The sequence below is a fragment of the Nocardioides sp. genome, from assembly GCF_050246775.1.
In the GTDB taxonomy this organism is placed as follows: Bacteria; Actinomycetota; Actinomycetes; order Propionibacteriales; family Nocardioidaceae; genus Nocardioides.
In genome coordinates this window covers 60428-84045 of the sequence record NZ_JBFWVK010000001.1, presented here as the reverse complement: position 1 = coordinate 84045, position 23618 = coordinate 60428, and the positions used below count along the sequence as shown (strand labels likewise).

Below are 23618 nucleotides of genomic sequence, written 5' to 3'. Positions count from 1 at the left end.
GCGCCGTGACTGCAGCCGAACGCGCCACGCGCACCGCTGCAGCCGACGAACTGTGTGTGCAGGCGTACGCCGCCTGCGACGGTCCGGACACCCGGGTGGCCATGGTGGCCGTCGGGGGATACGGACGCGGTGAGTTGGCCCCCTTCTCGGACCTCGACGTCGTGCTGATCCACGAGGACGACGTCGAACCCGGCCCCCTCGCCGAGCAGTTGTGGTATCCGCTCTGGGACGCCGCGGCCGACCTCGATCACTCGGTGCGGTCGGTCTCGGAGACGACCTCGGCAGCTCAGGGCGACCTCCGGGTGGCCCTGGGACTGCTCGACATGCGTCATCTGGCGGGGGACCCCAGCCTGACGCTGCGGGTGCGCACCACCATCCTGGCCAACTGGCGCCGCTCGGCTCGCGAACGTCTCGCCGAACTCCGGTCCATGGTCGAGGGACGCCATGAGCTCATGGGGGAGGTGGCCCACGCCTCCGTCCCCGACCTCAAGGAGTCCGAAGGCGGACTGCGCGACGCCACCGTCCTCAAGGCCCTGGTCGCGACCTGGCTGGTCGACGTGCCCCACGTCGAGCTGGAGCGGTGTCGACAGAGTCTGCTCGACGTCCGCGACGTGCTTCAGGACACGGCAGGCCGCTCGACCGACCGGGTGGCACCAGAGCTCTGGGACCAGATGGCGCCGGCGCTGGACCTGGAAGACGCCCTCGCCGTCCAGGTGCACGTGCGAGTGCTCGGCCGTCGGATCACCCACCTGTCTCGGCTCACGTGGCGCCGGGTCGAGGCGGTGTTGGAGCGACCCACCTCGGTGCGGGTGCGCAAGCCCTCCCTGACCACGATCGCGCCCGGAGTGGCGATCTCAGGGGCGGAGGTGGTGCTCGACGCCAGGGCCAGGCCCGAAACGGACCCGCTGCTGCTGCTACGCGCCGCGGCCGAGGCAGCCGAACGCAACGCGGTCCTCGCGCCGGCGACGGCGGCCCGGTTGGTGCGCGAGTGTCCGGACCTCCCGGTCCCGTGGCCCGCGGCCGCGCAACAGCTCCTGGTCCGGCTGCTGGCCGCCGGACCGGGCCTGCTGGGGGTCTGGGAGACCCTTGAGGAGACCGGCGCGCTCCACCGGATCCTGCCCGAGTGGGAGCGCATCCGGATGTTGCCCCATGCGAGCGCGATCCATCGCTTCACCGTCGACCGGCACGTCGTGGAGACCTGCATCGAGGCTGCGGCGCTGATCCGCAAGGTCGCCCGGCCGGACCTTCTCGTGGTCGCCGCGCTGCTGCACGACATCGGCAAGGGCGGGCTGCAGTCCCACAGCGCCGCCGGGGAGCCGATCGCCCGCGAGATCGCCATCCGCATGGGCTTCGAGCCCGAGGAGGTCGAGCTCATCGCCATGCTGGTGCGCTGGCACCTGCTGCTCGCCGAGACCGCTACGACGCGCGATCCCGACGACCCGGCCACCGTGGAGCTGGTGATCTCGCGGATCACCTCTCCCGAGGCCCTGTCCCTGCTGGCGGCCTTGAGCGAGGCCGACGCGAAGGCGGCGTCCCCCAAGGCCTGGTCGACCTGGCGTGCGAGCCTGGTCCACCAGCTGGCGCGTCGCTGCCTGGCGGCCCTGATCGCCACGGCGGCCGGCTCGTCTGCCCCCCGGGTCCCCGATGTCGAGGTCCCCATCCCGAAGGAGGTACGGCGCGATCCGGCCGCCATCGCGATCGAGGTCGAGTCGGCGCCGGAGGGGTCCCGGGTGACGGTGATCTCCGGCGACCGGGTGGGGTTGCTCGCGGATGCGGCGGCCATGTTCGCCTTGCAGCGCACCTCGGTGCAGGCGGCCCGTGCCTGGGTGCAGGACACCGTCGGGGTGTCGGTCTGGCAGGTCGCCGAGCACGATCTCGACCCGCGGGTGTTGCGGCAGCGGATGGCCGCCATCGGCGAGGGCAGGGTGGACGCCAGCCGGCTGTCCCGGCCGGCCCCCGCGCGCCTCGAGCCCGCGGTCGCCGTACGCCCTGAGGCCTCGCGGCGCGCGACGGTCCTGGAGGTCCGCATGGACAACCGCCCCGGAGTCGTCCACCTGGTCTGCGCCGCCCTCGCCTCACTGGACCTGTCGGTGAAGTCGGCCCACATGTCGACCCTGGGTCCCCAGGCGGTCGATGTCTTCTACGTCCAGGAGAGCGGCGCCGGCGCGCTGTCGGAGGAGCGGGCGGCCTCTGCGGCGCACGCGGTGCGCGACGCCCTGCAGGCGACGATCAAACGTCCCGCGGAGGCTGAGGAGGCGGTCGTCGGATCCTGACGATCCGCCGACCACCCGCATCGATCACCCGGATCGGGACATCGTCGTCATCCGGCGAGGGAATCACCGGTCCCTGGTTCTGGTGTGACTTCAGGTCGCGGTCGGCGCGGGCTCGGGCCGGGTCGAAGACGTCGATGAAGTTGCCCAGGGCGTCGCCCATGCCACTCGAAGCGTTGCCCGACTTCGTCAGGGTGTGGTGGGCCACCGCCACCACCACGAGGAAGAGCACCACAAAGGCAGCCGTGCCGAAGACCCATCCCGCCATGTCGGCAACCCTAGGACGCCGCCGGTTACCCTTGTCCCTGATCCTGCCAACTCCAGCCCTGAGGTCGCCGTCTTGTTCGCAACACTTTCCGACCGGCTTGCCGACACCTTCAAGAACCTGCGGGGGAAGGGCAAGCTCTCCGAAGCCGACATCGACGCCACGGCCCGCGAGATCCGCATCGCGCTCCTCGAGGCCGATGTCGCCCTTCCGGTGGTCAAGGACTTCGTGGCCGCTGTCAAGGAGCGCGCTCGCGGCGAAGAGGTCAGCGGGGCGCTGAACCCGGCCCAGCAGGTCGTCAAGATCGTCAACGAGGAGCTCGTCACCATCCTGGGCGGTGAGACCCGTCGCCTGCGGTTCGCCAAGACCGGGCCGACGGTGATCATGCTGGCGGGGCTCCAGGGTGCCGGCAAGACCACCTTGGCGGCCAAGCTGGCGCTGTGGCTCAAGGAGCAGGGCAAGACACCGATCCTGGTGGCCGCCGACCTCCAACGGCCCAACGCCGTGAACCAGCTGCAGGTCAACGGTGAGCGGGTCGGCGTCCCCGTCTTCGCACCCGAGGCAGGCAACGGCACCGGCGACCCGGTCGCCGTGGCGCGTCAGTCGATCGAGGAGGCCAGGCGCAAGCTCCACGACGTCGTCATCGTCGACACCGCGGGTCGACTCGGAGTCGATGCCGATCTGATGCAACAGGCCTCCGACATCCGTGACGCCGTCCACCCTGACGAGATCCTCTTCGTCGTCGACGCGATGATCGGTCAGGACGCCGTCAACACGGCACTGGCCTTCCAGGAGGGCGTGGGGTACGACGGTGTCGTGCTCACCAAGCTCGACGGTGACGCCCGCGGCGGTGCCGCGCTGTCCATCGCCTCGATCACGGGCAAGCCGGTCATGTTCGCCTCCAACGGCGAGAAGATGACCGACTTCGACCTGTTCCACCCCGACCGGATGGCATCGCGCATCCTCGACATGGGCGACATGCTCACCCTGATCGAGCAGGCCGAGAAGACCTTCGACTCCGAGGAGTCCCGCAAGGCGGCCGAGAAGCTGGTCTCCACGGGAGACTTCACCCTCGACGACTTCCTCAAGCAGATGCAACAGATCCGCAAGCTGGGCTCGCTGTCGAAGATCATGGGGATGCTGCCGGGCATGGGGCAGATGCGCGAGCAGCTGGAGAACTTCGACGAGCGCGAGATCGACCGCATCCAGGCAGTCATCCAGTCGATGACGCCGGCTGAGCGGGACAACCCCAAGATCATCGACGGCTCACGTCGCGCCCGCATCGCGAAGGGCTCGGGGCGCCAGGTCTCGGACGTCAACCAGCTCGTGGACCGGTTCTTCGAGGCCCGCAAGATGATGCAGTCGATGGCGCGTGGCGGTGGGGTCCCAGGCATGCCAACCGTGCCCGGGATGGGCATCGGTGCCGGCAAGCGTGGCAAGGGCAAGGCGCCGGCGAAGGGCAAGAAGCGGGTGTCGGGCAACCCTGCCAAGGCGGCAGCCCAGCAGAAGGCCATCGCCTCGCGGGCGGAGAAGAACCCTGCCAATCCCTTCGGCAACCCCGAGCAGATCGATGTCGATGCCGCTGCTGCCGACCTGCAGCTGCCGAAGGACTTCTCCAAGTTCCTGAAGTGAGTGAGGCCCGGCGTCCCTCGTCGACCGCGCAGAAACGGCCGAACGAGGTCGCCCCGGACGCCCCCACCCTCGGGGACTGGGGTGACCGCGTGCAAGACACCTTCGGGTCATCGACACCCCGGACTCGCTGAACCGCGCACCCGATAGCGTCTCGCCCATGGTGCTGAAATTTGCTGGGCCTGTGCTCCCTGAGGCAGAGGCTCGTGAGCTCTACGTGGTCGGCGGTCACGTGACCTACGAGAAGCAGTCGGGCGTCGAGTCCGTCATCGAGGGCTGGATCGTGCCCGGGCTGGTGGATGCCCACTGCCACATCGGTCTCGGTCCCGACGGCGCCGTCGAGGACGACGAGACCGAGCGGCAGGCAGTGGCCGATCGTGACTCGGGGGCGTTGCTGCTGCGCGACTGCGGCTCGGCCAGCGACACCCGGTGGGTCCAACAGCGCGATGACCTCCCCAGGCTCATTCGGGCCGGACGTCATCTCGCGCGCACCCGGCGCTACATGCGTGGCTATGCCCACGAGATCGAGCCGGAGGACCTGACGGCGTTCGCCATCGCCGAGGCCGAGCGAGGCGACGGTTGGATCAAGCTCGTGGGGGACTGGATCTCGCGAGATGCTGGTGATCTGGCGCCGAGCTGGGACGGCGAGGCGGTGACGGCGGCGATCAGCGCAGCGCACGAGCACGGCGCGCGCGTCACCGCCCACGTGTTCGGTGAAGCCGCCCTGCCTGCTCTCATCGCTGCGGGCATCGACTGCATCGAGCACGGGACCGGACTGTCCACCGACCTGATCGATGAGATGGTGGCGCAGGGCACCGCCTTGGTGCCCACGGTCAAGCAGCTCGACAACTTTCCCGCCTTCGCCGCGGCCGGAGCCGAGAGGTTTCCCGAGTACGCCGCCCACATGCTGGATCTGCATGCGCGGCGCCGCGACACGATCATGGCTGCCTTTGAGGCTGGGGTGGCGATCTACGCCGGGACCGATGCGGGAGGGATCCTCCCGCATGGGGGCATCGCCGACGAGGTGCTGGAGCTGGCCGCGTTCGGGATGCCGGCTGAGGACGCCCTCGGGGCCGCCAGCTGGCGCGCCCGTGAGTGGCTGGGCTGGAACGCCACCCTGGAGGAGGGGGCGCCGGCCGACTTCGTGGTCTTCGACCGCAACCCGCTGGAGGACCTCAGCGTGCTGCGCACTCCCAGCCGGGTCGTCCTGCGCGGCGTCGTCGTGGCGTGAGCACGACATGACCCGGGTCCGCCCGACCGCTGAGGAGGTGGCCGCCCACCTGCCCGGGGACGACCTCATCCACCGGCCGGACGTGGTGATGGACCGGGCCTTCACCTTGCCGGCCCCACCTGAGAGCGTCTGGCCCTGGCTGGTCCAGCTCGGCAAGCGGCGCGCGGGCTGGTACCTGCCTCGTGCCGTCGAGCGGTTCGTCCCAGTCTCGCGTCGGGCGCTGAGACGCCTCGACGACGCCTGGCTGCACCTGCGGGCCGGGGACGTGATCCCCGACTGGGGAGGGGCGCGGGCCACGTTCACGGTGACGGCGATCGAGCCCTCGTCGTACCTGCTGCACACCTCGCAGCGGGGGCGGACCTTTGTGACCTGGTGCCTGTTCCTGACGCCGGTGGCGGGAGACCGGTCCCGGCTGCACCTGCGGTTGCGGCTGGCTCCCGTGCGCCATCGCAGACTGGCAGCCACCCTGGGAGGGCTGATCGACCTGATGACCGTTCAGGGCCTGGCCGGAGGCCTGGACGAACGACTCAGAACTCGAGGTTGAAACCGGCGCGTCGCGTTGACAATTCATTCGTTCTGTCACTCGAGCCCCACAACTTCACTAGACTCCCGCTCGTGACCCGACTTGTACCCCGACTCGTCCGCGCCCTGGCCACGCTCGCCGTCGTCCTCCTGCCCGCGACCGGGCTGGCGTTCGTGGCCTCTCCCGCGTCGGCGACCTCGACCACCTTGTGCACCGGATACGCCGCGTGCACCAAGCTCGGGATGTCGGCGCACGGCTACCGCAAGGTCGACCACACCATGTTCTGGCGCATGTACTCGGGTCACAACTGCACCAACTACGCGGCCTTCCGGATGGTCGACAGCGGCATGCCCAACGTCCGGCCGTGGTCGGGCGGCGGCAACGCCACCTTCTGGGGCACCGAGAACCCCGACATCACCGACGGCATCCCGGCCGTGGGCGCCGTGGCCTGGTGGAAGGCCAACGTGAAGCCGGCCGGGTCGGCCGGCCACGTGGCGTATGTCGAGCAGGTCATCTCACCCGACGAGATCATCGTCTCCCAGGACAGCTGGGGCGGTGACTTCTCCTGGGCCCGGATCACGCGCGCCGGGGGAAGCTGGCCGAGCGGATTCGTGCACTTCAACGACGTCGACCTCACGAACACCGCGCGCCCGGCCGTGTCCGGGACCGCGAAGGTGGGTGCGGTCCTGACCGCATCGCCGGGCACCTGGTCGCCCGGCGGCGCCAGTTACACCTACCAGTGGCGCTCCGGTGGCGAGATCATCCCCGGCGCCACCGCGCCGACGTACAAGATCAAGCTCGCCCAGCAGGGCCAGAGAGTCGCCGTTCGGGTGACCGCGACGAAGCTGGGCTTCCCCTCTCATGACGCCTCCTCGACCCTGACTCCGGCGGTCCTCCCCGGGGTGATCACCAACACCGTGGCTCCCGTCATCTCCGGAACCCCGGTCGTGGACGGCACCCTCACCGCGTCGGCCGGGACCTGGTCCCCGGCGCCGACATCGCTGACCTACCAGTGGTCCGCCGACGACCAGCCGATCGCCGGCGCGACCGCGGCCCGACTCAAGCTCGACGCGACCATGGTCGGGAAGCAGCTCTCGGTCGCGGTGAAGGCGACCCGTGAGGGGTACGTCGACGTGACCTCCCGAGCCACCGCCAGCGCCCTGGTGGCGCCGGGCACCCTGACCCAGACCCGGGCGCCGGTGCTCACCGGTGAGCCACGGCTGGGTGCCACGCTCAGCGTGGACCCGGGTGCCTACTCGCCAGCAGGTTCGGCGGTGATCGTGCGCTGGATCCGCGACGGCGTATGGCTCCCCGACACCGGTCTGTCCACCTACACGCTCACTGCCGCTGATCTCGGCACGCGCCTGCAGGCCCGGGTCGCCGTGGTGCGGCCGGGCTACACCACACTGGCGGCGCGGACACCGAGCACGGCGCGAGTGCTCGCGGTGTCCCGGCTCCAGATCCAGGCCAGCAGCCCGCACCCGGGCCGGGCCCGCTTCGACCTCACCGTCACCGCGCCAGGGGTCGACCAGGTGACCGGGATCGTCCGGATCCGTGCCGAGGGCAAGGTCGTGGCCGAGGTGACGCTACGCCGTGGCGTCGGGCACGCGGTCCTGACCGGCCTGCCCGCCGGCCGGGCCACCTACACACTGCGGTTCCTGGGCGGCGAGACGCTGACAGCCACCGTCCCGGTGACCCGCACCGTGCGCATCTCCTGACGTCAGTCCACGAGGTCGATGATCCGCTGCTCGTCGGGCAGGTACTTGACCAGCGCACAGTTCGACTTGACCCGTTCCTCGAAGGCCCGCAGGCCGGTGTCACGGGCGATCGCCGTACGCCAGATCTCGTTGCGCCGGTAGACCCGCCCGTCATAGCGCAGGAACGCCTCGTCGCGTGCCTGCACGCGGTAGCGGAAATCACCGGGGGAGTCGGCGCGCAGCTCCCCGCGCAGGTGCCTCTCATCGACCCAGCAGCGCAGCTGGAACGTGGTGGCGGTGTCGTTGCGCACCACCAGGTCGACATAGTTGTAGACGATCGAGCAGCCCACACCCCACGGCAGCACCCGGCCCTTGTCGGGGAACGGGTCGAAGCTGTGCTCCGAGCGCTCGACCACGGTGAGCGGGCTGTGCAGGAACATCCAGTGCAGCAGGTTCGCCAGCTGGCAGATCCCGCCACCGACACCGGATCCGGCCTCGCCGTTGGACAGGCGCATGCCCTCGAGGTACCCCTTGCGGCGGCTGCAGTTGCCGACCACCTTGTTGAAGGAGAAGCTCTCGCCGGGCCGGATCAGCACTGTGTCGACCCTGGCCGCGGCCAGAGCGAGGTTGGTGACCTTGTTGTGCTGCCAGAGCATCTGATCCGGCGCGAGGTCGCGCAGGAGCAACGAGCTGTGCTTCTTGATGCGTTCGGGCAGCGGCTCGGCCTGGCGGGCCGCGGCCCACGGTCCCGTCGAGCACAGCCACCGCAGGCGGCGTCTGGCGCGGTGGGTGCGGACCGCAAGGGGATAGAGGGCCGGGACACGTTCGCTGAGCCGGGGTGGAGCGGTGAGTCGCTCAGGCACCGCGAACCCGGTGGCCCGCGCCTGTGCCAGACTCATCGTCGCTGTCGTCGTGCTCGTGGACATCGCACTCCCGTTCCCCGTCGTCGCGGTTTTGTTGCCGCGCTTCACCATTGCGACGCGGCCCGGTGGCGAGTGGTTGGGGCGATCGGGCTCCCGATTGTTCTGCGTGCGTGGCTGTCTGGCAGAATGTGCGGCTGAGTCCTGCGCCTCCGGACCCTCTCATCCTGAGGACGCAGCGCCCATGGAGATTCGCCGACCTGGTGTCCCCACCCGGCCCCGGAGAATCTCACCCACATCTAATTTCGAGGAGACACCACAAACGTGGCCGTCAAGATCCGTTTGAAGCGCCTGGGCAAGGTCCGGGTTCCGCAGTACCGCATCGTCGTCGTCGACGCCCGCAAGAAGCGTGACGGCCGCGTCATCGAAGAGATCGGCAAGTACCACCCCAAGGAGGACCCGTCCTACATCGACGTCGTCTCCGAGCGGGCGCAGTACTGGCTCGGGGTCGGCGCACAGCCGACCGAGGCCGTCGAGGTCATCTTGAAGATCACCGGTGACTGGCAGACGTTCAAGGGCCTGCCCGGCACCGAGGGCACCTTGAAGGTCAAGGAGCCGAAGCGCGACAAGCTCGAGATCTTCAACGAGGCCCTCAAGGAGTCCAGCGCCGAGCCCAAGGCCGGCGCCACGACCAAGAAGGCCGCGAAGAAGTCCGAGCCGAAGGCCGAGGAGGCTCCTGCCGAGGTTCCGGCCTCTGAGACTCCCGAGGTTGCCGCTGAGGTGGCCGAGGCCGCCGAGACGACCGACGCACCCGCCGAGGCCTGAGCATGCTGGCTGACGCTCTGGAGCACCTTGTCCGGGGAGTCGTCGACAACCCTGACGACGTCTCGGTGCGCGACAAGCAGTTGAGGCGCGGCTCGATCCTCGAGGTTCGGGTGCACCCTGACGACCTCGGCAAGGTGATCGGCCGCAACGGCCGCACCGCCACGGCGTTCCGCACCGTGATCTCGGCGCTTGCCGGTCGCAGTGGTGCTCGCATCGACTTCGTCGATGTCGACCGCCGACGCTGAGGCCCACTTCGCAGCACCAACGGGTGCCACACCTTCGGGTGTGGCGCCCGTTGTGCGTTTCATCGTGACGGTTCCCCAGATGATCGCGGAAGCTCGCCGAGCCCCTACCCTTTTGCCGTGAACACCATCGAGGTCGTCGTCGGCCGGATCGGCAAGCCCCACGGGCTTCGGGGCGAGGTGAGCATCGATGTCCGCACCGACGAACCGGACCGACGGTTCGCCCCGGGGACGGTGCTGCGCGCCGAACCACCCAAGGGCAGCACGAACCCGCTGCGCTCGGTCACCGTGCAGAGCGTGCGGTGGCATTCGTCGCGCCTGCTGGCGCGGTTCGTCGAGGTCCCCGGGCGCACCGAGGCCGAGGCGGCCCGCGGTCTGCTGCTCCACGCCGACGTCGACGCGTCCGAGTCACCTGCCGACCCTGACGAGTTCTACGACCACCAGCTGATCGGATTGGCGGCGTACGACGAGGAGGGCGTGCACCTCGGTGAGGTGACCACGCTCGTGCACGGGGGTGCCCAGGACCTGCTCACGATCCGCACGTCCGACGGTCGCGACACCCTGGTGCCGTTCGTCAAGGCGCTCGTCCCCGTGGTCGACCTCCCGGGTGGACGGATCGTCGTGGCCGACCGTCCTGGGCTGGTCACGCCGCTGCCGGAGGACGCGTGATGAAGGTCGAGATCCTCTCGATCTTCCCGGACTACTTCGCACCCCTGTCCCTGTCCCTGCCCGGCAAGGCGCAGGAGAAGGGTCTGCTGGAGGTCGCCGTCCATGACCTCCGCGACTGGACCCACGACCGACACCGCACTGTCGACGACACGCCCTACGGGGGTGGCGCCGGCATGGTCATGAAGCCCGAGCCGTGGGGCGAAGCGCTCGAGGCCGTCGCGGGCCCCGACAGCACCGTGGTGGTCACCACCCCGAGCGGCGAGCCGTTCACCCAGGCTCTCGCCAGGGAGCTGGCCACCCACAAGCACCTGGTCTTCGCCTGTGGGCGCTACGAGGGCATCGACCAGCGGGTGGTCGACGAGGCCGCAGTACACCACGAGGTTCGCGAGATCTCCGTGGGCGACTACGTGCTCAACGGGGGAGAGGTGGCCGCGCTGGTCATCATCGAGGCAGTGATCCGCCTCCTCCCCGGATTCATGGGCAACCCCGCGTCCTTGAGCGAGGAGTCCCACGAGGACGGGTTGCTGGAATACCCCGTCTACACCAAGCCGGCGACCTGGCAGGGTCGCGCCGTACCCGAGGTGCTGCTGTCCGGAGACCACGGCGCCATCGCTGCGTGGCGACACGAGCAGGCAGTACGCCGCACGGCGGCGCGTCGTCCCGATCTCGTCCCGGCCAGCCATCTGGTCGAGGAGGCAGAGCTGGCCCTGGCCACGCGGGCGGACGCGGGGGAGATCCTCACCCTGCAACGCGCCTGCTGGCTTCAGGAAGTGATGTCGAACGAGACCCTCGCGATTCCCACCATCCACGAGTCGCTCGCCGACGTGGAGGCGAGCCTGGCCAGCTGGCAGACCTACGTCCTGCGCAGCGCCGGGCGCCTCATCGGGTCGGTCCGGGGCACCCTGGAGGGCGACGTCTGGGAGATCGGCCGCCTGATGGTGGCTCCGGACCTCCAGGGCCGCGGTCTGGGTCGTCGCCTGCTGGAACACATCCAGGAGGTTGCTCCTCCCCAGGCCACGTCGTACCGCCTCATCACCGGGGAACGCAGCCTCGAGAACCTCCGGATGTACAAGAAGGCGGGCTTCTCCGTGTATGGACCCCTGGGGGACTCGGTCGCGGTCGTCCTGGGCAAACGACGCTGATTTCCACCGCACCCCGCCACTGTGGCAAACTTGCCCCTCGGTCGAGTCGACTGAACCATCACCTCGCGCGCAGCACGGGGGATGAGCGCGCACACCTGCCACAGGGGGCGTCGCGCACCAGTCATCACACCCGGCCCACACCATCGAGACATCTGATCCGCGGCTGACCTGTGGCACTCGTCAGGAGCACATCATGACCAACGTCATCACCGAACTCGCAAGCGTCCACAAGCGCGACGACGTCCCGGCCTTCCGCGCCGGTGACAACATCAAGGTCCACGTGAAGGTCGTCGAGGGCAACCGCTCGCGCATCCAGATCTTCCAGGGCGTCGTCATCCGCATCCACGGCGCGGGCATCGGTCGCACCTTCACGGTGCGCAAGGTCTCCTTCGGTGTCGGCGTCGAGCGCACCTTCCCGCTGAACTCCCCGATCTTCGAGAAGATCGAGGTGGTCACTCGTGGTGACGTGCGCCGCGCCAAGCTCTACTACCTGCGCAACCTGCGCGGCAAGGCTGCCAAGATCAAGGAACGCCGCGAACTCTGAGCGTCTGCTGGTTAGGCTTCGGCCGTGACCACCGAGGACCGCGACACCCAGACCGACGAACAGTCCGGTCCGGGGTCGCGGTCTTCGCGTTCTCGTCAGCATCTGCCCGTGTGGCAGGAGTCGATCCTGCTGCTCGGGGTCGCCGTGGTCCTCGCGGTGGTGATCAAGTCATTCTTCGTGCAGGCGTTCTACATCCCGTCGGCGTCGATGGAGCCCGGCCTGGTCAGGAACGACCGGATCCTGGTGGAGAAGTGGTCCTACTGGGGGTCGGGCACACCGCAACGGGGCGACGTGGTCGTCTTCAAGGATCCCGGCGGCTGGCTGCCGGCCGCGGACGCGCAACCGGGCTTCGTGCAATCGGCCCTGGAGAAGGTAGGTCTCTACCCGGCCGGAGGACACCTGGTGAAACGGGTGATCGGGGTTGCCGGGGACACGATCACCTGTTGCGACGACCAGGGTCGCATCGAGGTCAACGGTGTCGCCCTTGACGAGCCTTACCTGAAGAACGCAGCCAACTGCAACGGGCCCATGATCGGCTGTCACTGGTCGGCCGGGCCGGTCCCTGCTCGCCACATCTTCGTGATGGGTGATCACCGCGACCACTCCGGCGACTCCACGGTGCACCTGTGTCGATCCACCGAGACCGAGTGCGTGCCCGGGAACGAGTACGTCGGCAACTACCTGGTCGTGGGCAAGGTGTTCGCGTTGGTCTGGCCGGTATCGCACGCCGGATGGGTCAAGCGCCCGGCCACCTTCGCCGATCTCGACGGGGGCTGAACGTCATGGTCACCGCAGGCTCAGTAGGCTTCGCCGCGTGAGTATCGAGGACCGCGACCCGGCAGCCGACGAGGTCGAGGCGGCGGAGGCAGAGTCGGCCCCACGCTCCACCCGGTCCCAGCGACGCTCAAGGCGTCGGGCGGACAAGAAGGCCACCAAGAAGCACCTCCCGGTCTGGCAGGAGTCGATTCTGCTCCTCGCCGTCGCGCTGGTGCTGGCCGTGGTCATCAAGGCCTTCTTCGTCCAGGCGTTCTACATTCCGTCGGAGTCGATGGAGCCCGGCTTGGTCAAGAACGACCGGATCCTGGTGGAGAAGTGGTCCTACTGGGGCTCCGCCACGCCCCAGCGTGGTGACGTCGTCGTGTTCAAGGACCCGGGGGGGTGGCTGGACCCCTCCGAGTCCAACGCGCCCAGCAGCCTGTTCCAGAAGGCTCTCGAGAAGGTGGGGCTCTACCCCTCCGGCGGCCACCTGGTGAAGCGGGTGATCGGTGTCGCAGGTGACACCGTCGTCTGTTGTGACGACGAGGGCCGGATCAGCGTCAACGGCGTGCCTCTCAACGAGCCCTACCTGAAGAACCAGGCCCGGTGCAACGGGCCCATGGTCAGTCCCCAGTGCCAGCGCGACTGGAAGGCCGGCCCCGTGCCGGCCGGCAAGATCTTTGTGATGGGCGATCACCGCGACATGTCGGCCGACTCCTCCTACCACCTGAAGAATCCAGGGCCGACCTATGTCTCGGCGAGCCTCGTGGTCGGCAAGGTCTTCGTGCTGGTCTGGCCACGCGACCACTTCGGCTGGATCAAGCGGCCCGCGACCTTCGAGGACATCCCGGACGCCTCATGAGCGACCTTCCACGGGGTGTGACACTGCGCCGTGACGCCGGGCTCTACGGCTTCGAGCGGGCGCTGCGCCGCAGCGGCCTGGATCCGATCGCCGGGGTCGACGAGGCTGGTCGAGGCGCTTGCGCCGGGCCCCTGGTCGCCGGCGCCGCCATCCTGCCCGAGGGGCGCGCCGGGGTCATCCCCGGCCTCGCGGACTCCAAGCTTCTCACCGAGAAGGCTCGCGAGAGGTGCTACTCCCACATCGTGCGCCGGGCACTGGCGTGGTCGGTGGTGATCATCGAGCCCGAGGAGTGCGACCGTCTCGGCATGCACGTCGCCAACATCGAGGCGCTGAGGCGAGCTGTCGCCCTGCTCGAGCTGAAGCCGGGCTACGTGCTCACCGACGGGTTCCCGGTCGACGGCCTCGGGGCGCCCGGCCTGGCGGTCTGGAAGGGCGATCGGGTGGCGGCCTGCGTCGCGGCCGCGTCGGTTCTGGCCAAGGTGACCCGTGACCGGATCATGGTGCGGCTCGATGCCGACTACCCGTCGTACGACTTCAAGACGCACAAGGGTTACATCACCGAGGTGCACAGTGCTGCCCTCCTGGAGCACGGTCCGTGCGAGATTCATCGCAGGCGCTTCGTCAACGTACGGCGGGCCGCGGGGCAGGGTCTCGACCCGGACGGGCAGAATGGGGAGTCGGTGGTCTTGCCAGCCGAGATCGCGTCCAGGACTGAGGAGTCGAGATGAGTGCCGAGGATCTCGAGAAGTACGAGACCGAGATGGAGCTCAACCTCTATCGCGAGTACCGCGACGTGGTCGCCATCTTCAAGTATGTCGTGGAGACCGACCGTCGCTTCTACCTGTGCAACCAGGTCGATGTGAAGGCGCGCACCGAGGCCGGAGACGTGTTCTTCGAGGTGTCGATGACCGATGCCTGGGTGTGGGACATGTACCGGCCCGCCCGGTTCGCCAAGAACGTCAAGGTGCTGACCTTCAAGGACGTCAACGTCGAGGAGCTCAGCCCGCAGGACATCGACCCGCCGAAGGCCTGATCGGCGTCACTGGCTGGTGCTGCTGCTGCGGCGCCTGCGTGCCGAGCGTGTGTGGAACGGGCCGACCATCCGGGGACCCGCGAGCCGGCTCTCGAGGCGTCGGGCCTCACGTTTGAGGGGTTGGGCGATGTACTCCCCGAGGAACACTCCAGACGACAACGCGATCGCCACCGCCGCCGCGTTGACCATCGACAGGAGTCCCGTCTCGGAGCCCTCGGCGAGCTGCGCCAGTCCCCGGAAGATCGACAGACCCGGGAGCAGCGGGACCACGGCGGACACGACGATGATCAGGGCCGGGACGCGGACCCGTCCGGCGACCGAGTAGCTGACCAGACCGACCAGGAGCGCGCCGGTGGCCGAGGCCCAGGCCACCCCGAGGTCACGCTCGAGGACGAGCCCGTAGAGCGCCGTGGCCACTGCTCCGGTGGCCGCGATCGGCAGCAGCGAGCGCAGGGGCGCGTAGGAGGCGAAGGCGAACGCCCCTGCCGAGATCGCTCCGCCCAGGGCCATCAGCGGAAGGTCGGAGAGACTGAACGCCCCGGGATTGAGCGGGCCGAAGTCGATGTTGAGCACGCGGGCGAGGGTGAGCCCGCCGCTGACTCCGGCGATCACCCCCGACGTGGCCAGGATGGCCTCGAGGATGCGTGCCCCGGCGGTGAGCGGGTAGCCGATCAGGGCGTCCTGGATCGCACCCATGAAGTTCACCCCGGACAGCAACAGGATGATGCTCGCGGTGACGACCTGGCTGGGATTGGCGTTCACGCCGGTTGCCGCCACCGCCGATGCGATCAGGGTGGCGAGCATTCCACCGGCCACCTGCTGGTAGAACGACGGCAACCGGCGGCGGGTCAGCTGCCTCTGGGTCAGGTCGATGGCCACGGCTGCCACGAACGCGACCAGCGTGACGACGGCATCGCCGCCCAGCATGAGTCCGACGCCTGCGCCCATGAGGCCGTAACCCAGGGTGACCGCCCACCGGGGCAGCTGGTGTCCCGACGACACGATCCTGGCCAGTCGGGCGCTCGCCTCCTCGCGGGTGCAGCGTCCTTCGACGACATCGCGGATCAGGTGGTCGACCAGCGTGAGGTCGCCGTAGTCGATGTCTCGGTGACGGACCTGGCGCAGCTGGATCAGGGCCGGCTCGTCGTACTGCGGTTGGTGGCTCATCGCCAGCTCGGTGAACGTGACGTCCGCCGTGACCCGCCGCAGTCCGCAGGCATAGGCCACGTTGAGCATCTGAGCAGCCACGTCGGCTGCCCCAGCACCGGAGGACAGCAGCAGTTCGCCGACCCGTAGCGACAGGTCGAGGGTCTGGTAGGTCTCGTTGCTCTCAGCCATCGCAGCACAAGTGTGGACCCCGACCCGGCCCGGACACCAAACCGGGACACGAGCTCGGACCGAGAGCCCGCTTTCCGTGCACAGGCACCCTTTCGGAGCGGTCCTGTCCACAGGTTCGCGACCTTGCATGTCGCCACGATCCGGTGCAGGGGAGGCTCGAGAGCAGGAGGTCTTCGATGACGACACAGGCGGGCCGGCAGGCCCTGGGACAGTACGGCGAGTCGCTGGCGGCTCGACACCTCAAGGACCTCGGCATGGTGGTGCTGGACCAGAACTGGAGGGGGCCGGCCGGCGAGATCGACCTGGTGCTGCGCGACGGCCAGGTGCTGGTCATCTGCGAGGTGAAGACCCGCAGCTCCACGGTCTGCGGATCGCCGCTCGAGGCCGTCACGGCGGTCAAGGTCAGCCGGTTGCGGCGTCTCGCGGCCCAGTGGCTGGAGGCTCACGAGGTGAGAGTCCCCGAGGTTCGCATCGACATGGTCGGCGTTCTCCGGCCGCGACGCGGCCCGGCAGTGCTCGAGCACGTTCGGGGGATCGGCTGACATGCCTTACGCCACTGCCCGCACGATCACGCTCCAGGGAGCGGTGGGGCACCTGATCGACGTCCAGGTCGACGTGTCCGCCGGCGTGGTCGGCACCACGCTCGTGGGGCGACCCGACGCGGCCATCAACGAAGGCCGTGACCGGTGCCGGATGGCCATCCAGAACAGCGGTCTGACGTGGCCGGCGACGCGGCGCATCACCATCCTCCTGTCGCCTGCCGACCTTCGGAAGTCCGGCCCACACCTCGACCTGGCGATGGCCCTGGCCATCGTGTCCGCGGGCGGTGGTCTGGCTCCCGGTTTGCTCGAGGACACCGCGTTCATCGGTGAGCTCACCCTCGACGGCCGCCTTCGACCCGTGCCGGGGGTGCTGCCGATGACGATGGCAGCAGCGGGTCGGGGGCTCTCGAGGGTGTTCGTGCCGGAGTCGCAGGCCAGGGAGGCGGCCATGGTGCCGGGGCTGCAGGTGATCGGGGTGCGGTCGCTGAACCAGGCGGTGGCCGCTGTCCTCGGGGTGCCGTGGCCCAGCGCCCCTCCTGTCGAGCCCATGTCGGGAAGCCAGCTCCTGTCATGGCGTGGCGAGAGCCGCGTCGACGACATGGACCTGCGCGACGTCCAGGGCATGGAGGACGCTCGCTACGCGCTGGAGGTTGCGGCGGCCGGCGGCCACCACCTGATGCTGAGCGGACCGAAAGGGTCGGGCAAGACCACCCTGGCTGAGCGGCTCCCGGGGATCATGGCGGATCTGGGTGCGGAGGAGGCGCTGGAGCTGGCCGCCATCCACTCGTTGGCTGGGGTGCTCGAGCCGGACGCCGACCTGCTCGTCCGCCCGCCCTTCTCGGCGCCACACTCCTCCTCCACCCGCGCGAGCGTCCTGGGCGGCGGGTCCGGGAAGGTCCGGCCCGGCGAGATCAGCCGGGCCCATTGCGGTGTGCTGTTCATGGACGAGTTCCCGCACTTCAGCAGCGACATCATCGAAGCGCTGCGTCAACCGCTGGAGAACGGCGAGATCAGCATCGGCAGGGGTGAGGAGTCGGCGACCTTCCCAGCGCGCGGCATGTTCGTGTTCGCCTGCAACCCGTGCCCATGCGGCAACTACAGCCCGTCGGTGCTGCTGAGCACCTGCGACTGCCTGGAGGTCAGACGTCGCGACTACCAGCGCAAGGTCGCCGGGCCGATCGCCGACCGCATCGACATCACTCGGCACGTCGAACCCCTGGTGCCGGTCGCCGACGGCCACGGTGCTCGTGATCCACTGGCTCCCGCGCCGGAGTCCTCGGCCAGCGTCAGGGCCCGGGTGACCTCGGCGCGGGAGCGACAGCGCGCCCGCTACCGCGAGCAGCCGTGGCGCACCAACGGGCAGGCGCCCGGCCCGGCGTTGTCGCAGTCGTGGCCGCTGCTCGATCCGGCTGCGCGCCGGCTCGATGCCGAGTTCCACGCCGGGCGGCTGACCCGGCGGGGGGCCGTGCGGGTGCACCGGCTGGCCTGGACGATCGCGGACCTCCACGAGGTCACGGTGCCCGGCGTCGACGAGCTGGACGTCGCGCTGCGTCTGCGCAGCGGTGGCCCACTCCTGCTCAGCACGCTTACCCGACGGCAGGCCGGATGAGCCTCGAGGAACGGCTGGCCCGGGTGGCGTTGAGTCGGCTCGTCGAGCCCGGAGAGCCTCGGGTGGGCAATCTCCTCGCCGAGCTGGGAGCGAGCCGACTGCACCGGATGCTGGCCGAGGAGAGGGATGCGACCGGGCTGTTGACCGACGTGGCGGCCCGGCTGGTCGCCCTGGACCCCGAGGCCGAGATCGCAGCTGCGAAGGCGAAGGGCCTGCGGTTCGTCATTCCGAGCGACGACGAGTGGCCATCGCAGCTCGATGACCTGGCGGCGACCGAGCCACTGCAGGGCCGCGGTGGTGTTCCGGTCGGGCTGTGGGTGCGCGGCCCCGTGCGCCTCGATGAGCTGAGTGGCTCGGTGGCCGTCGTCGGTGCCCGTTCGGCTACGACGTACGGGGCCTCGGTGGCCAGAGACGTCGGGACGGCCCTGGGCGGCGAGGGCATCTGCGTGGTCTCGGGCGCCGCCTTCGGGATCGACCAGGCAGCTCATCGGGGGGCGCTCGTGGGTGGGGGGCCGACCGTGGCGGTGCTCGCTTGTGGCGCCGATCGGGTCTATCCGGCCGCCCACCGAGAGCTGATCGAGCACCTGGCTCGACACGGTGCGGTCGTGTCCGAGGCGGCGCCGGGATGCGCGCCCATGAGGGTTCGGTTCCTGAGCCGCAACCGGATCATCGCTGCTCTGTCGAGGGCCACGGTCGTCGTCGAGGCGGCTGCTCGCAGCGGCGCCCTCAACACAGCCAACTGGGCGGGTCGGCTGAATCGGGTCGTGTTGGGGACACCGGGGCCGGTCACCAGTGCACAGTCCGAAGGGGTCCACCACCTGATCCGTTCAGGTGCCGCCACGCTGGTGACCAACGGCCCTGACGTGCTCGAGTCGATCGGTCGACCCGGTGAGCACCTACAGCTCGACCCACGGGGACCGACAAGGGTCCGTGACCACCTCACCGGCCGACAGGCGCAGGTGCTTGACGCGGTCCCGGTCGCCACAGCCGCCAGCACCTCCTCGATCGCCCGCACCGCCGGGGTGGGGGAGTCCGAGGTCGCCGCGGCCCTGCAGCACCTGCACGCGCAGGATCTGGTGACGCGAGGCGAGGGTGGCTGGATCCTCGGTGCGGCCGCGCTCGACTAGCGTCGCCAACCATGTGCTGGCGTTCGTGGCCCGCTCGACGGCGAGCCTGAAGCCGCAGCAGCACGGTCTTCCTAGACTCGACCCGTGACCAGCCACGCCCCACCTCACGAGGAATCCTCAGGGGAGGAGCTCCCCGAGGCGATGGCCAGGACGTTGGCCGACTACGAACGCCACCTCGCCTCCGAACGGGACCTCTCCGCGCACACCGTGCGCGCCTACGCCGGTGACCTCGCCAGCCTCCTGCGGCATGCCGCTCGCTCGGGCCAGCGCGACGTGGACTCACTCGACCTGCGCACCCTGCGCAGCTGGTTGGCCCTGCAGCAGACCACCGGCAAGTCTCGGACCACGATGGCGCGCCGGGCCACGGCCGCCCGGGTCTTCACCGCGTGGCTGGTGCGCACCGGACGCGCGAGCCAGGACGCCGGTGCCCTGCTCGCCTCACCCCGGGCGCACACCACGCTGCCGCCCGTGCTGCGCGCCGACGAGGCTCGACTGCTGCTCGACGCAGCCACCGAGCAGGCCAACGACGGGAGCCCGGTGGGAGTGCGCGACGTGGCCATGCTCGAGCTGCTCTACGCGACCGGCGTCCGGGTGGGGGAGCTCTGCGGCCTCGACATCGACGACCTCGACCCTGAGCGCAGGGTCCTGCGGGTCCTGGGCAAGGGACGCAAAGAGCGATCGGTCCCCTACGGCACCCCGGCCGCCGCCGCACTGCACCGCTGGCTCGTGGACGGCAGGCCGGCACTACGGACCAGTGGCGCTGGGGCGGCGTTGTTCCTCGGGGCTCGAGGTCAGCGCATCGACCAGCGCGCCGTACGCCGTCTGGTCCACCGACGCATCGCCGACGTCCCAGGGGCGCCCGACATCGGACCGCACGGCCTGCGGCACACGGCCGCCACCCATCTCCTCGAGGGTGGGGCCGATCTGCGCAGCGTCCAGGAGCTCCTCGGCCATGCCTCCCTCGCCACCACCCAGCTCTACACCCATGTCACCACTGATCGCCTCCGTCGGGCCTACCAACAGGCGCACCCCCGCGCCTGAACCAGCGGGTGGCGGGTCAGTGCGCGGTCAGCTGGTCCTCGATCTGGAGCGGACGGGAGACGTAGACGGCTGCCGCGGACAACGGCACCAGCAACACGAGCAGACAGACCAGAGGCACTGTCCAGCCTCCGGTGCGTTCATAGAGGAAGCCCATGCCGAAGGGCCCGATGGCTGAGATGAGGTAGCCGACGGACTGGGTGAAACCGGACAGCGCTGCCGTGCCGGCCTCGGTGCGCGAACGCAGCCCGATCAGCGTGAGGACCACCGGGAAGACACCGGTGCCGATCCCGATGAGCGCCGCCCACCACCACGCGCCCGCACGCGGAGCGAGCAGGAGTCCGGTGTAGCCGACGGCATAGGTCGCGATGAGACCCAGGAACAGCACACTCTGGTTCGGCAGACGCGCGGCCAGACCTGGGGTGAAGAACGCCACCGGGATCGAGATCCCGGTGATCACCCCGAGCAGGAGGCCGGCGGTCGTGCTGGTGAAGCCCGAGTCCTGGAAAAGCTGCGCGAACCAACCGAAAACGGCGTAGGCCTGCAACGACTGGAGCCCGAAGCAGAGCGCCATCGCCCAGCCGAGGCGGGTCCGCGCCACGTCGCCCAACGTGATGTTGCGCGGGCGGTCGCTCAGTGCCACGTCCTGCACCCGGTCGTGACGCAGCAGTCCCACCCAAGGGAGGGCAGCGAGCGCGGCCGTGGCTGCCCAGGCCAGCAGGCCCCAGCGCCATGAGCCGAACGCCGTGGACAGAGGCACCGTCAGGATCGAGGCCATCGTGAGGCCTACCGACAGCGCCGTCGTGTACGCCGCGGTGAGCAGGCCGATCCGGTCCGGGAAGTGCACCTTGATCAGGGAAGGCAGCAGCACGTTGGCCGTCGCCATCCCGGCCAGGGCCACCACCGAGAAGACCAGGAAGAGCGTCACCGACGTGGTCCAGGACCGCAGGGCCAGGCCGACCACCACCCCCAAGAGGGCGATGAACGAGGTGCGATGGACGCCTAGTCGACGGGCCGCCCGCGGAGCCAGAGCACCGAACATGGCGAAGGCCAGCACAGGCAACGAGGTCAGCACCCCCGCCTGGGTGGGTGTCATCCCCAGCCCGGCGCGGATGTCGTGCAGCACCGGTCCGACGCTCACGGCGGCAGGTCGCAGGTTGAAGGAGAGCGCGACGATCCCGACGACGAGCAGGGCTGTGGGGGCTCGTCTGGTCGAGGTCGGCACCTGCCCATCCTGCCGTCCTGGCTCCACGGTGCTCATGGTGGGCCGGGCAAGCTCCCCTCGAGCGGCAACAGGCGCACCGGCCGACGGCCGAGCAGGTCGAGCGGGTCGAGGTAGGTCCGGTCCCGCAGCCAACCCCAGTGCAGGCACGCGGCCGGAAAGCAGTGCGACCCCGACAGTTCCAGCGTGCCGAGCCGGTCTCCGGCCTCCACCACGTCGCCACGGTGCACGTCGGCTGCAACCGGCTCGTAGGTCGTGCGGGTGGCTCCGTGGTCAACCACCACCACGCCTCGGCCGGCCAACGCAGCGGCGTAGGCGACCCGGCCAGGGAGCGCGGCGCGCACTGTCTGGCCGACCCTGCCTGCGAGGTCGACTCCGCGATGCCCCGGCCCGAACGGCCCTGAGGGCGGGGCGAACGGGTGCACCACGGCCGGCTCCGGCTGCATCGGCCACACTCCCACGGGGTCGACCTGTTCCCTCCCGACGTCGCCCGCAAGGGCCGACACGAGCGGGAGCAGCATCCCGACCGCCACGGACGCGCCGCGCCTGACCAGGGGGACGGGGAGTCGTTGGGCACGTGTCGTCATGTCGAGAAGTCTGTGAGCCGGCAGGTGGAGGACCAGAGCCCGTGACCCGACCTGTGGACAACATGGCCGGAGCGGGCGGCTGTGGACCGAGAGGGGGCTGGTCTGGGCACCCACCTCAATTGGTGGGCAGCGTGAGCGTCGAGTACGCTGGGCCCAGCAACCCTCCGGGGTTGACTACGCACGTTCGCAGACCACGACGTAGCCACCTGGTGGATACGACCTCCCGTGGGCGACGATCCTCAGTCCCGACCGTTGGTCGGGTTGGCTCGCGCGCGGCGTCAGGGCAGCAGGCTCCCGTTTGCTGTAGCAACTGAAAACCTCATGGCCGGTGCACCGGTCCGCCTCTCCTGCAGGAGTCAAGGTGGACATCGACGGTGTGCCGCCACAGACCAGGAAGACACATCATGGCAGTCGTGACCATGCGCCAGCTCCTCGAGAGCGGCGTCCACTTCGGACACCAGACCCGTCGTTGGAACCCCAAGATGAAGCGCTTCATCATGACCGAGCGCAACGGCATCTACATCATCGACCTCCAGCAGTCGCTGGCCTACATCGACCGCTCCTACGCTTTCGTCAAGGAGACTGTCGCCAAGGGCGGCACGGTCATGTTCGTCGGCACCAAGAAGCAGGCCCAGGAAGCGATCGCCGAGCAGGCGATGCGCGTCGGGATGCCTTACGTCAACCAGCGTTGGCTCGGTGGCATGCTCACCAACTTCCAGACGGTGCACCAGCGGATCAACCGGCTCAAGGAGCTCGACGAGGTCGACTTCGACGACGTGGCCGGCAGCAGCCGCACCAAGAAGGAACTCCTCCAGATGAAGCGCGAGCGCGACAAGCTGGAGAAGACCCTCGGCGGCATCCGTGAGATGACCCGCACCCCCTCCGCGGTGTGGATCGTCGACACCAACAAGGAGCACCTCGCCGTCGAGGAGGCCCGCAAGCTGCGGATCCCGATCATCGGCATCCTGGACTCCAACTGCGACCCCGACCTGGTCGACTTCCCGATCCCCGGCAACGACGACGCGATCCGCGCTGTCGGTCTGCTGACCCGCGTGGTCGCCGACGCCGTGGCCGAGGGCCTGATCGCGCGTTCTGGAGTCAAGACCGAAGGCGCCGAGGCCGGCGCTGCGGAGCCACTGGCCGAGTGGGAGCGCGAGCTTCTCGAGACCAAGAACGCCGAGGCAGCCGCTGCGCCCGTTCCGGTCGCGCCCGAGGCTCCTGCCGCCGACGCGCCGGTCGCTGAGGCACCTGTTGCCGAGGAAGCCGCTGCCGAGGCACCTGTTGCCGAGGAAGCCGCCGTCGAGGCTCCGGCCGAGATCAAGCCCCTGGCCGACGTCGTGACCGAGGCTCCCGCCGAAGAGGTCCTCGAGACCGAGGCTCCCGCCGACGCCTCCTCGCCGTACGGCGCCGACTCGGCCGCCCCGCTCGAGGACGGTTCGGCCCCCGAGGGCTTCGAGATCAAGGGCAACGCCGACTCGATGAAGTTCCACGCCCCGACCAGCCCCTGGTTCGGCCGCACCAAGGCCGAGGTGTGGTTCCGCACCGTCGAGGCAGCCGAGGCCGCCGGGTTCGTCAACGCCGAGATCAAGGCCTGACAAACCCCACAC

The 23618-nt window shown here is 69.5% G+C and carries 24 protein-coding genes; 19 read left to right on the top strand and 5 right to left on the bottom strand.

Annotated elements, in window-relative coordinates; genetic code table 11:
- Positions 1-5 precede the first annotated feature (5 nt).
- A complete protein-coding gene (locus AB7I40_RS00405; protein WP_428345449.1) occupies positions 6-2273 on the top strand; it encodes a [protein-PII] uridylyltransferase in 2268 nt (755 codons plus the stop codon).
- Here AB7I40_RS00405 and AB7I40_RS00400 read toward each other — a convergent pair.
- The gene (locus AB7I40_RS00400) at positions 2230-2538 is read right to left on the bottom strand and encodes a hypothetical protein (RefSeq protein ID WP_428345448.1); all 309 of its coding nucleotides are present in this window, start codon (positions 2536-2538) and stop codon (positions 2230-2232) included. The genes AB7I40_RS00405 and AB7I40_RS00400 overlap by 44 nt on opposite strands.
- A gap of 72 nt (positions 2539-2610) precedes the next feature.
- Between AB7I40_RS00400 and ffh the strand changes: the two genes are divergently transcribed.
- The 4 genes from ffh (at position 2611) to AB7I40_RS00380 (ending at position 7636) form a co-directional block, all read left to right on the top strand.
- Entirely contained in the window at positions 2611-4167 is a 1557-nt protein-coding gene (ffh, locus tag AB7I40_RS00395; RefSeq protein WP_428345447.1) for a signal recognition particle protein, read from the top strand.
- A gap of 157 nt (positions 4168-4324) precedes the next feature.
- The gene (locus tag AB7I40_RS00390) at positions 4325-5395 is read left to right on the top strand and encodes an amidohydrolase family protein (RefSeq protein WP_428345446.1); all 1071 of its coding nucleotides are present in this window, start codon (positions 4325-4327) and stop codon (positions 5393-5395) included.
- A gap of 7 nt (positions 5396-5402) precedes the next feature.
- Positions 5403-5939 carry a hypothetical protein gene (locus tag AB7I40_RS00385; RefSeq protein ID WP_428345445.1) on the top strand — a complete coding sequence of 179 codons (537 nt, stop codon included), beginning with the start codon at positions 5403-5405 and terminating at the stop codon, positions 5937-5939.
- A gap of 71 nt (positions 5940-6010) precedes the next feature.
- Positions 6011-7636 (top strand): CHAP domain-containing protein, encoded by a 1626-nt coding sequence (locus tag AB7I40_RS00380; protein ID WP_428345444.1) that lies wholly within the window; start codon positions 6011-6013, stop codon positions 7634-7636.
- A gap of 2 nt (positions 7637-7638) precedes the next feature.
- Here the strand turns inward: AB7I40_RS00380 and AB7I40_RS00375 are convergent, their stop codons facing one another.
- Positions 7639-8514, bottom strand: coding sequence for a VanW family protein (locus AB7I40_RS00375; RefSeq protein ID WP_428345443.1), 876 nt, complete (start codon positions 8512-8514; stop codon positions 7639-7641).
- 285 nt (positions 8515-8799) lie between these two features.
- Here AB7I40_RS00375 and rpsP point away from each other — a divergent pair, with 285 nt between their 5' ends.
- From rpsP to AB7I40_RS00330, 9 genes are all read left to right on the top strand, one after another.
- Positions 8800-9300 carry a 30S ribosomal protein S16 gene (rpsP, locus tag AB7I40_RS00370; RefSeq protein ID WP_428345442.1) on the top strand — a complete coding sequence of 167 codons (501 nt, stop codon included), beginning with the start codon at positions 8800-8802 and terminating at the stop codon, positions 9298-9300.
- Between the two features lie 2 nt (positions 9301-9302).
- Complete coding sequence (locus tag AB7I40_RS00365; RefSeq protein ID WP_428345441.1) at positions 9303-9545, top strand: RNA-binding protein; 243 nt, start codon at positions 9303-9305, stop codon at positions 9543-9545.
- A gap of 117 nt (positions 9546-9662) precedes the next feature.
- Entirely contained in the window at positions 9663-10211 is a 549-nt protein-coding gene (gene rimM / locus AB7I40_RS00360) for a ribosome maturation factor RimM (RefSeq protein ID WP_428345440.1), read from the top strand.
- Entirely contained in the window at positions 10211-11353 is a 1143-nt protein-coding gene (gene trmD / locus AB7I40_RS00355) for a tRNA (guanosine(37)-N1)-methyltransferase TrmD (protein ID WP_428345439.1), read from the top strand. Before rimM ends, trmD begins: the two co-directional genes overlap by 1 nt.
- Positions 11354-11546: 193 nt before the next feature.
- Positions 11547-11897 carry a 50S ribosomal protein L19 gene (rplS, locus tag AB7I40_RS00350; RefSeq protein ID WP_428345438.1) on the top strand — a complete coding sequence of 117 codons (351 nt, stop codon included), beginning with the start codon at positions 11547-11549 and terminating at the stop codon, positions 11895-11897.
- Between the two features lie 24 nt (positions 11898-11921).
- Complete coding sequence (gene lepB / locus AB7I40_RS00345) at positions 11922-12674, top strand: signal peptidase I (RefSeq protein ID WP_428345437.1); 753 nt, start codon at positions 11922-11924, stop codon at positions 12672-12674.
- 37 nt (positions 12675-12711) lie between these two features.
- Positions 12712-13515: a signal peptidase I gene (gene lepB, locus AB7I40_RS00340; RefSeq protein WP_428345436.1), complete on the top strand. Its 804-nt coding sequence runs from the start codon at positions 12712-12714 to the stop codon at positions 13513-13515.
- Entirely contained in the window at positions 13512-14243 is a 732-nt protein-coding gene (locus AB7I40_RS00335) for a ribonuclease HII (RefSeq protein ID WP_428345435.1), read from the top strand. The genes lepB (AB7I40_RS00340) and AB7I40_RS00335 overlap by 4 nt, the downstream gene beginning before the upstream one ends.
- Entirely contained in the window at positions 14240-14548 is a 309-nt protein-coding gene (locus AB7I40_RS00330) for a DUF2469 domain-containing protein (RefSeq protein ID WP_428345434.1), read from the top strand. The genes AB7I40_RS00335 and AB7I40_RS00330 overlap by 4 nt, the downstream gene beginning before the upstream one ends.
- 6 nt (positions 14549-14554) lie before the next feature.
- Here AB7I40_RS00330 and AB7I40_RS00325 read toward each other — a convergent pair whose 3' ends face one another.
- Positions 14555-15886, bottom strand: coding sequence for a threonine/serine ThrE exporter family protein (locus AB7I40_RS00325; protein WP_428345433.1), 1332 nt, complete (start codon positions 15884-15886; stop codon positions 14555-14557).
- 176 nt (positions 15887-16062) lie between these two features.
- Here AB7I40_RS00325 and AB7I40_RS00320 point away from each other — a divergent pair, with 176 nt between their 5' ends.
- The 4 genes from AB7I40_RS00320 to AB7I40_RS00305 all read left to right on the top strand — a co-directional run bounded on the left by AB7I40_RS00320 (position 16063) and on the right by AB7I40_RS00305 (position 20205).
- Positions 16063-16428, top strand: a complete 366-nt coding sequence (locus AB7I40_RS00320) for a YraN family protein (protein WP_428345432.1) — start codon at positions 16063-16065, stop codon at positions 16426-16428.
- A 1-nt stretch (position 16429) separates the two neighbouring features.
- The gene (locus AB7I40_RS00315) at positions 16430-18037 is read left to right on the top strand and encodes a YifB family Mg chelatase-like AAA ATPase (RefSeq protein ID WP_428345431.1); all 1608 of its coding nucleotides are present in this window, start codon (positions 16430-16432) and stop codon (positions 18035-18037) included.
- Complete coding sequence (gene dprA, locus AB7I40_RS00310) at positions 18034-19164, top strand: DNA-processing protein DprA (protein WP_428345430.1); 1131 nt, start codon at positions 18034-18036, stop codon at positions 19162-19164. Before AB7I40_RS00315 ends, dprA begins: the two co-directional genes overlap by 4 nt.
- Before the next feature lie 141 nt (positions 19165-19305).
- The gene (locus AB7I40_RS00305; RefSeq protein WP_428345477.1) at positions 19306-20205 is read left to right on the top strand and encodes a tyrosine recombinase XerC; all 900 of its coding nucleotides are present in this window, start codon (positions 19306-19308) and stop codon (positions 20203-20205) included.
- 16 nt (positions 20206-20221) lie between these two features.
- On the opposite strand, the gene AB7I40_RS00300 is transcribed toward AB7I40_RS00305, so the two are convergent.
- The gene (locus AB7I40_RS00300) at positions 20222-21427 is read right to left on the bottom strand and encodes a CynX/NimT family MFS transporter (RefSeq protein ID WP_428345429.1); all 1206 of its coding nucleotides are present in this window, start codon (positions 21425-21427) and stop codon (positions 20222-20224) included.
- A 32-nt stretch (positions 21428-21459) separates the two neighbouring features.
- Positions 21460-22011 carry a murein hydrolase activator EnvC family protein gene (locus tag AB7I40_RS00295; protein ID WP_428345428.1) on the bottom strand — a complete coding sequence of 184 codons (552 nt, stop codon included), beginning with the start codon at positions 22009-22011 and terminating at the stop codon, positions 21460-21462.
- A 404-nt stretch (positions 22012-22415) separates the two neighbouring features.
- Here AB7I40_RS00295 and rpsB point away from each other — a divergent pair, with 404 nt between their 5' ends.
- The gene (gene rpsB / locus AB7I40_RS00290) at positions 22416-23606 is read left to right on the top strand and encodes a 30S ribosomal protein S2 (RefSeq protein ID WP_428345427.1); all 1191 of its coding nucleotides are present in this window, start codon (positions 22416-22418) and stop codon (positions 23604-23606) included.
- The last annotated feature ends 12 nt before the right edge of the window (positions 23607-23618 follow it).

Coding starts and splice junctions, on each gene's coding strand:
- AB7I40_RS00330 (WP_428345434.1), top strand. CDS start 14,240: ATGAGTGCCGAGGATCTCGAGAAGTACGAGACCGAGATGGAGCTCAAC.
- AB7I40_RS00375 (WP_428345443.1), bottom strand. CDS start 8,514: ATGAGTCTGGCACAGGCGCGGGCCACCGGGTTCGCGGTGCCTGAGCGA.
- AB7I40_RS00315 (WP_428345431.1), top strand. CDS start 16,430: ATGCCTTACGCCACTGCCCGCACGATCACGCTCCAGGGAGCGGTGGGG.
- AB7I40_RS00305 (WP_428345477.1), top strand. CDS start 19,306: ATGGCCAGGACGTTGGCCGACTACGAACGCCACCTCGCCTCCGAACGG.
- trmD (WP_428345439.1), top strand. CDS start 10,211: ATGAAGGTCGAGATCCTCTCGATCTTCCCGGACTACTTCGCACCCCTG.
- AB7I40_RS00400 (WP_428345448.1), bottom strand. CDS start 2,538: ATGGCGGGATGGGTCTTCGGCACGGCTGCCTTTGTGGTGCTCTTCCTC.
- rplS (WP_428345438.1), top strand. CDS start 11,547: ATGACCAACGTCATCACCGAACTCGCAAGCGTCCACAAGCGCGACGAC.
- AB7I40_RS00325 (WP_428345433.1), bottom strand. CDS start 15,886: ATGGCTGAGAGCAACGAGACCTACCAGACCCTCGACCTGTCGCTACGG.
- AB7I40_RS00335 (WP_428345435.1), top strand. CDS start 13,512: ATGAGCGACCTTCCACGGGGTGTGACACTGCGCCGTGACGCCGGGCTC.
- AB7I40_RS00295 (WP_428345428.1), bottom strand. CDS start 22,011: ATGACGACACGTGCCCAACGACTCCCCGTCCCCCTGGTCAGGCGCGGC.
- AB7I40_RS00385 (WP_428345445.1), top strand. CDS start 5,403: ATGACCCGGGTCCGCCCGACCGCTGAGGAGGTGGCCGCCCACCTGCCC.
- AB7I40_RS00320 (WP_428345432.1), top strand. CDS start 16,063: ATGACGACACAGGCGGGCCGGCAGGCCCTGGGACAGTACGGCGAGTCG.
- dprA (WP_428345430.1), top strand. CDS start 18,034: ATGAGCCTCGAGGAACGGCTGGCCCGGGTGGCGTTGAGTCGGCTCGTC.
- rpsB (WP_428345427.1), top strand. CDS start 22,416: ATGGCAGTCGTGACCATGCGCCAGCTCCTCGAGAGCGGCGTCCACTTC.
- AB7I40_RS00365 (WP_428345441.1), top strand. CDS start 9,303: ATGCTGGCTGACGCTCTGGAGCACCTTGTCCGGGGAGTCGTCGACAAC.
- AB7I40_RS00390 (WP_428345446.1), top strand. CDS start 4,325: ATGGTGCTGAAATTTGCTGGGCCTGTGCTCCCTGAGGCAGAGGCTCGT.